This window comes from Fulvivirga lutimaris (genome assembly GCF_009711525.1).
GTDB classification, from domain to species: domain Bacteria; phylum Bacteroidota; class Bacteroidia; order Cytophagales; family Cyclobacteriaceae; genus Fulvivirga; species Fulvivirga lutimaris.
In genome coordinates this window covers 1-5377 of sequence record NZ_SMLV01000205.1, presented here as the reverse complement: position 1 = coordinate 5377, position 5377 = coordinate 1, and the positions used below count along the sequence as shown (strand labels likewise).

The following is a 5377-nucleotide window of genomic DNA, read 5'->3' as shown; positions in this document are numbered from 1 at the left end:
GGCAGCTTAAGAACTCTTTCGATAGTAAAGATTTGACTTTAGAAATTGCAAAGGAGATTGGAAATGACTGATATATTACTCTCAATTATTATTCCTACTTACAATCGAAAAGATTCAATAGGGAGATCACTTGATTCAGTTATTCAACAGGCTAATAAGCAAGTAGAGGTGATAGTAGTAGATGATGGAAGCACAGACGGAACAGAAACTTTTATAGAGCAACAATATCCAAGGATAAGGTATTTTTATCAGGAAAATGCAGGTGTCTGTGCGGCAAGAAATCATGGTGCCAATATGGCGAATGGCCAATTTCTTTATTTCCTTGATTCTGATGATTTGATGGAAGAGGGCACCTTGTCAATTTTACTTAATTCTATAAAGCAAGATTCTTCGTTAATGTTGTTCATTTTGCCTGCATTAATTTTCTCCACTCGGAATGAACTTATTCAAAAAATAAAAACTGAAAATGTTTTGGCGCAGAGATTAACAGGTGCTTTTTGTATTGAGAAAGATTTTTTTATCCAAATAGGGCAGTATGATGAGAAGCTAAGGTTTTCAGAAAACTCTGATCTATTCATTCGCATTAGGTCATTAGGTAGCGATCTAAAACCCTATATAAAAGCACTTACGACTGGCGGTGTAAATATTCAAAAAGACAATAATATTGACCGGAAAGCTAAGTACTCTAAAATTAAATATGAAAGTCTAAAATACTTGCTTAAAAAGCATGCTAAATATTTTAAAAATCACCCTACTCATGATAGGTCATTTCGCTCCACATTGGCTTTTCAGGCCTTTTATATTGATAGATACAAAGAAGCTAGAAAGATCAGTTTAAGTATTATAAAGAATTATCCGTTTTTCTGGAAAGCCTATAAATACCTATTCATATTCTTGTTGTTTCCAAGTTTAGCCAAAAAGTATTATTATGGAGGATGAGGTTTTAATTGATACTAGCTATTCAAGTGATACTTTAGTTATTAGTTTTGCTGGTTTGGGTGACAATTTTCAATTTAAAAATATGTTCAGAGACCAGGGTTTTAAAAAGATATATGTTCGAGATTTAAAGCATCATTGGTACCTGAATTCTATATATCAAGTAGGGGATAATATTGAAGAGACGGTTTCGTTTTTTAAAAGCGTTATTGATTTAGAGAAAATTGAAAAAGTAGTAACAATAGGCTCATCTGCTGGTGGATTTGCCGCTATCCTATATGGAAGTTTGTTAAAGGTAGATCAGATAATTGCTTTTTCTCCACAAACTTTCATGGACAGTTTTCATAGACTTATTTACTATGACACGCGTTGGAAAGATAGAAAAAAGGAGATTTACAGAATTAAGGGCTTGGAGAAAAAGTATTTAGATTTACGGAAAATAAGCAGCGATTATAAAGGGGAATTAGTTTTGTTCTATGATAAAGGGCACAGGTTAGATAATATACATGCGAGTAGGATTAAGTGTGAAAACATGAGGCTTTTTAATGACTTAGGTGCTGGACACAACTTAGTCTCAAAATTAAAAAAAGATAACCGCCTAGAATATTATTTAAATTTAGTTAACCCAGAAATATTTGAAATTAACAGGTTATAATGATCGCTAAATTAACAGGCTATATTAAAGGGTACTTTAATTATTTCTTTTACTTTCTGGAGAAATTAAGGCATAGGTTAATAATTTCTCTTTTACTCAGTATTTCTGTAGGTGCATTGGATGGGTTGGGTTTGGCCATGTTTTTGCCAATTCTTAAAATGGCCGGAGAAACCACTTCTCAGGAAGAAGTAGCTGAAGAAATGGGTAATCTCGACTTTATTATTCTTGGTATGAACGACTTAGGTATACCATTTACATTGCCCAGTATTCTACTCGTCATGCTAATGTTCTTTTTGTTAAAAGGAGCAATCCGGTTTTATGAAGGCTATTACAAAATGAAAATGCAACGGTATTTCATGAAAATGCTTCGTTTTCAAAATGTTGATGCACTAAATAATTATGCATATCAGTATTTTGTTAAAGCAGATGTAGGGCGCATCCAAAACACATTAAGTGGAGAGGTTACCAGAATACTAACTGCTTATAAAAGTTATGCCAGTGTAATACAGTCTTTGATAATGGTTATTGTGTATTTAGTTCTTGCTTTTCTTTCAAACCCACAATTTGCTTTAACCGTGATTGTAGGAGGTGGTTTGATGAATATATTCTATCGCAAAATTTATTCAAAAACGAAAAAGAGTTCCAATAAAATTGTTGCTGAGAATAGCGATTTTCAAGCTAACCTGATTCAGATGGTTGCATTTTTTAAATATTTTAAAGCCACAGGTACTAGTAAAATTTTTTCTGATAAATTGAAGCAAATAGCAGAAAACATTGAGAGAACATCGATGAAAATGGGGTGGTATAGTGTATTAATAGGCTCTACTAGAGAACCCTTAATTGTCATGGTGGTTGTTGGTGTTATTTTATTTCAAACGCAGGTGGTTGGACAGGGTTTAGCTTTAATAATTTTAAGCTTGATGTTTTTCTACCGCTCATTGACATACTTCATGAATCTTCAAACTCAATGGAATAGCTTCCTTACAGTATCTGGTTCGTTAGACCAGATGGAGTTATTTAATCAGGAACTCTATTCTCATAGAGACCAATACGGTAACAAGCCTCAATATTCCCTCAAGCAAGCTCTCATTCTGGATAATGTCAGTTTTGGATATGCTAAAGGTAGTTATATTCTTAAACGTATTTCTTTAAATATACCCAAGAATAAAAGTATTGCTTTAGTAGGGGAGAGCGGTAGCGGCAAAACTACATTAGTAAACATTCTGGCAGGGCTTCTACCTTTAAGTGAAGGAACTTATTATGTAGATAGTTTGAAATCTAGTGAACTTTATTGGCCAGATTTTCAAAGAAAAATAGGCTATATCACCCAGGAACCAGTGATTTTTGATGATGATATCTTTAATAACATTACCTTTTGGGCAGAAAGAACAGAGGAAAATTTAAAGAAATTCTGGGAGGTACTTGAGAGAGCTGCAGTAGCCGATTTTACACGGGATTTACCGGATAAGGAATATACAAGGCTAGGAAGCAATGGCGTTTTGATAAGTGGGGGACAAAAACAGCGACTATCTATTGCCAGGGAATTATTTAAAGATGTTGATATTTTAATTATGGATGAAGCCACTTCTGCTTTAGATTCAGAAACAGAACTTCAGATTCAGCAGAACATTGACGCGCTGAAAGGCCAGTATACCTTAATTATTATAGCACATAGATTGGCTACCATTAAAAATGTAGATGAAGTTATATTATTGGATAAAGGTAAGATCGAAGCTTCTGGTAGCTATCAAGAATTAAAGGAAAGATCACAGGTGTTTGAAAAAATGGTCAACCTACAGGAGGTATGAAACTAAGGGCTTATGGGATTTAGATCAAAGGCTGGTAAGATATATAGGTATATATTTAACAAGGAGCTATACATTAATTTTATACCTTCACTTTTTAGAATTAATAAATTAAAAAAGGAGCCAATTATAATATGCGGTGCCCCAAGGTCTGGGACAACTTTACTGAAGTCAATTTTAAATTCTCACCTAGAGATTTCAATTATACCAAATGAAACCATGTTGTTTTTAAGAAATAAAAGCAACAGAAAAGGTCGCAGTGGAATTTATATCTACTTCTTAAAGTTTCAATTAAAATTATTGCTGTTAGCTATGCCTATTAAGAAGACGGCTAATAGATGGGGTGAAAAAACGCCTTTGAATGTAATGAATATTGAATTTATCAATAGTATTTTTAAAGGTAAAGTGAAATTTATTCATATTGTGAGGGATGGAAGGGATGTAGTTCTATCTTCTCACAATCGGATGGGAAGATTTATGACTGCAGAAAAGTGGGTTAAATATGTGAAAGCTGGTCTTGAAGTGAAAGGAATGGACAATGTGTTAACCATAACTTATGAGGATTTGGTAAGCCATTTTGATCAAACAACGGCTCAAATACAATCTTTCTTAGGGCTAGAGTCTCCATTTTCTGAAGACCAATATTATAGATATTTGCCAAGTATTAATCGAGGTAGAAGTATAATGGACAGTAAAGTACCTAAAAACACCAAGGGTAATTTATTGGGTAAATTAAATAAAAATAGAATTAAAAAGTGGAAGAATCATCCAGAAGATCCGGAAGTGATAGAATTCATGAAGAATGAGGAGGCCATGGAAATTTTGAAGTCGCTGTATAATTAATAATTAAGAAATTCATTTTACCTCATGATAGGTTATATTCCTATTACTGTAGACTAACTTAATATTTGCCTTGTTGTGATATTTAACTCCTTTGAATTCTTATTATTTCTTCCCTTCTGTTTTATAACCTATTGGTTTGTATTTCAAAGACATTTAAAGGCTCAAAATTTCTTTTTGTTGTTTGTGAGCTATGTTTTTTACGGTTGGTGGGACTGGCGCTTTCTTTCCTTGATTGCTTTTAGTTCTTTGGTAGATTTTATAGCGGGTCAACAAATTGAGAAGAGTAAAACAAAAACCAGAAGAAGATTTTTTTTATGGAGCAGTATCTTGACAAATTTAGGCTTCCTTGGGTTTTTCAAGTATTTCAATTTCTTTTCAGAGTCATTTACAGATTTGCTTCAGCTAATAGGATTTCAAGCCAACCTCTGGTCTTTAAATGTGATTTTACCCGTTGGTATTAGCTTCTATACTTTCCAGACAATGAGTTATACTATTGATCTCTATCGTGGACATTTGAAAGCCGAAAAGGATCTCGTTGCTTTTTTTGCCTATGTAAGCTTCTTTCCCCAACTCGTAGCAGGTCCAATTGAGCGAGCTGTTAACTTATTGCCTCAGTTTAAGATAAGTCGAAAGTTTACTTACAAGAATGGTGCAGACGGCATGCGATTAATTTTTTGGGGCTTATTTAAGAAAGTTGTTATAGCAGATAATTGTGCAATTTTTGTTGATGAAGTGTTTTTGAATTACACGCAAGCCAGTAGCAGTGAGCTAATTTTAGGTTCATTTTTTTTTGCTTTTCAGATATATGGTGATTTTTCCGGGTATTCGGACATAGCCATTGGTACCGCCAAGCTACTTGGTTTTAATTTGATGACTAATTTTAAAACCCCATATTTCTCTAGAGATATGGCAGAATTCTGGCGTAGATGGCATATCTCACTTTCTACTTGGTTTAGAGACTATGTTTATATCCCTCTGGGTGGAAGCAGGGTAAACAAGAAAAGAGCAGTTATTAACACCTTCATTATATTCATAGTTTCAGGATTTTGGCATGGTGCTAATTGGACTTTTATTATTTGGGGAGCACTTAATGCGCTATATTTTTTACCACTTCTGCTGCTTGGTAAAAACCGAAAAA

5 protein-coding genes are annotated in these 5377 nt (G+C 33.7%); all 5 read left to right on the top strand.

Features of this window, described 5'->3' with window-relative positions; all coding sequences use genetic code 11:
* The first annotated feature begins 63 nt into the window (after positions 1 to 63).
* Positions 64 to 939 carry a glycosyltransferase family 2 protein gene (locus tag E1140_RS02090; protein ID WP_155178536.1) on the top strand — a complete coding sequence of 292 codons (876 nt, stop codon included), beginning with the start codon at positions 64 to 66 and terminating at the stop codon, positions 937 to 939.
* Complete coding sequence (locus E1140_RS02085) at positions 929 to 1591, top strand: hypothetical protein (protein ID WP_155178534.1); 663 nt, start codon at positions 929 to 931, stop codon at positions 1589 to 1591. Before E1140_RS02090 ends, E1140_RS02085 begins: the two co-directional genes overlap by 11 nt.
* Entirely contained in the window at positions 1591 to 3399 is a 1809-nt protein-coding gene (locus E1140_RS02080) for an ABC transporter ATP-binding protein (RefSeq protein WP_155178532.1), read from the top strand. Before E1140_RS02085 ends, E1140_RS02080 begins: the two co-directional genes overlap by 1 nt.
* Positions 3400 to 3411: 12 nt before the next feature.
* Positions 3412 to 4239, top strand: a complete 828-nt coding sequence (locus E1140_RS02075; protein WP_155178530.1) for a sulfotransferase family protein — start codon at positions 3412 to 3414, stop codon at positions 4237 to 4239.
* Between the two features lie 75 nt (positions 4240 to 4314).
* A partial coding sequence (locus E1140_RS02070) for an MBOAT family protein (protein ID WP_185153375.1) occupies positions 4315 to 5377 on the top strand: 1063 nt, incomplete at its 3' end.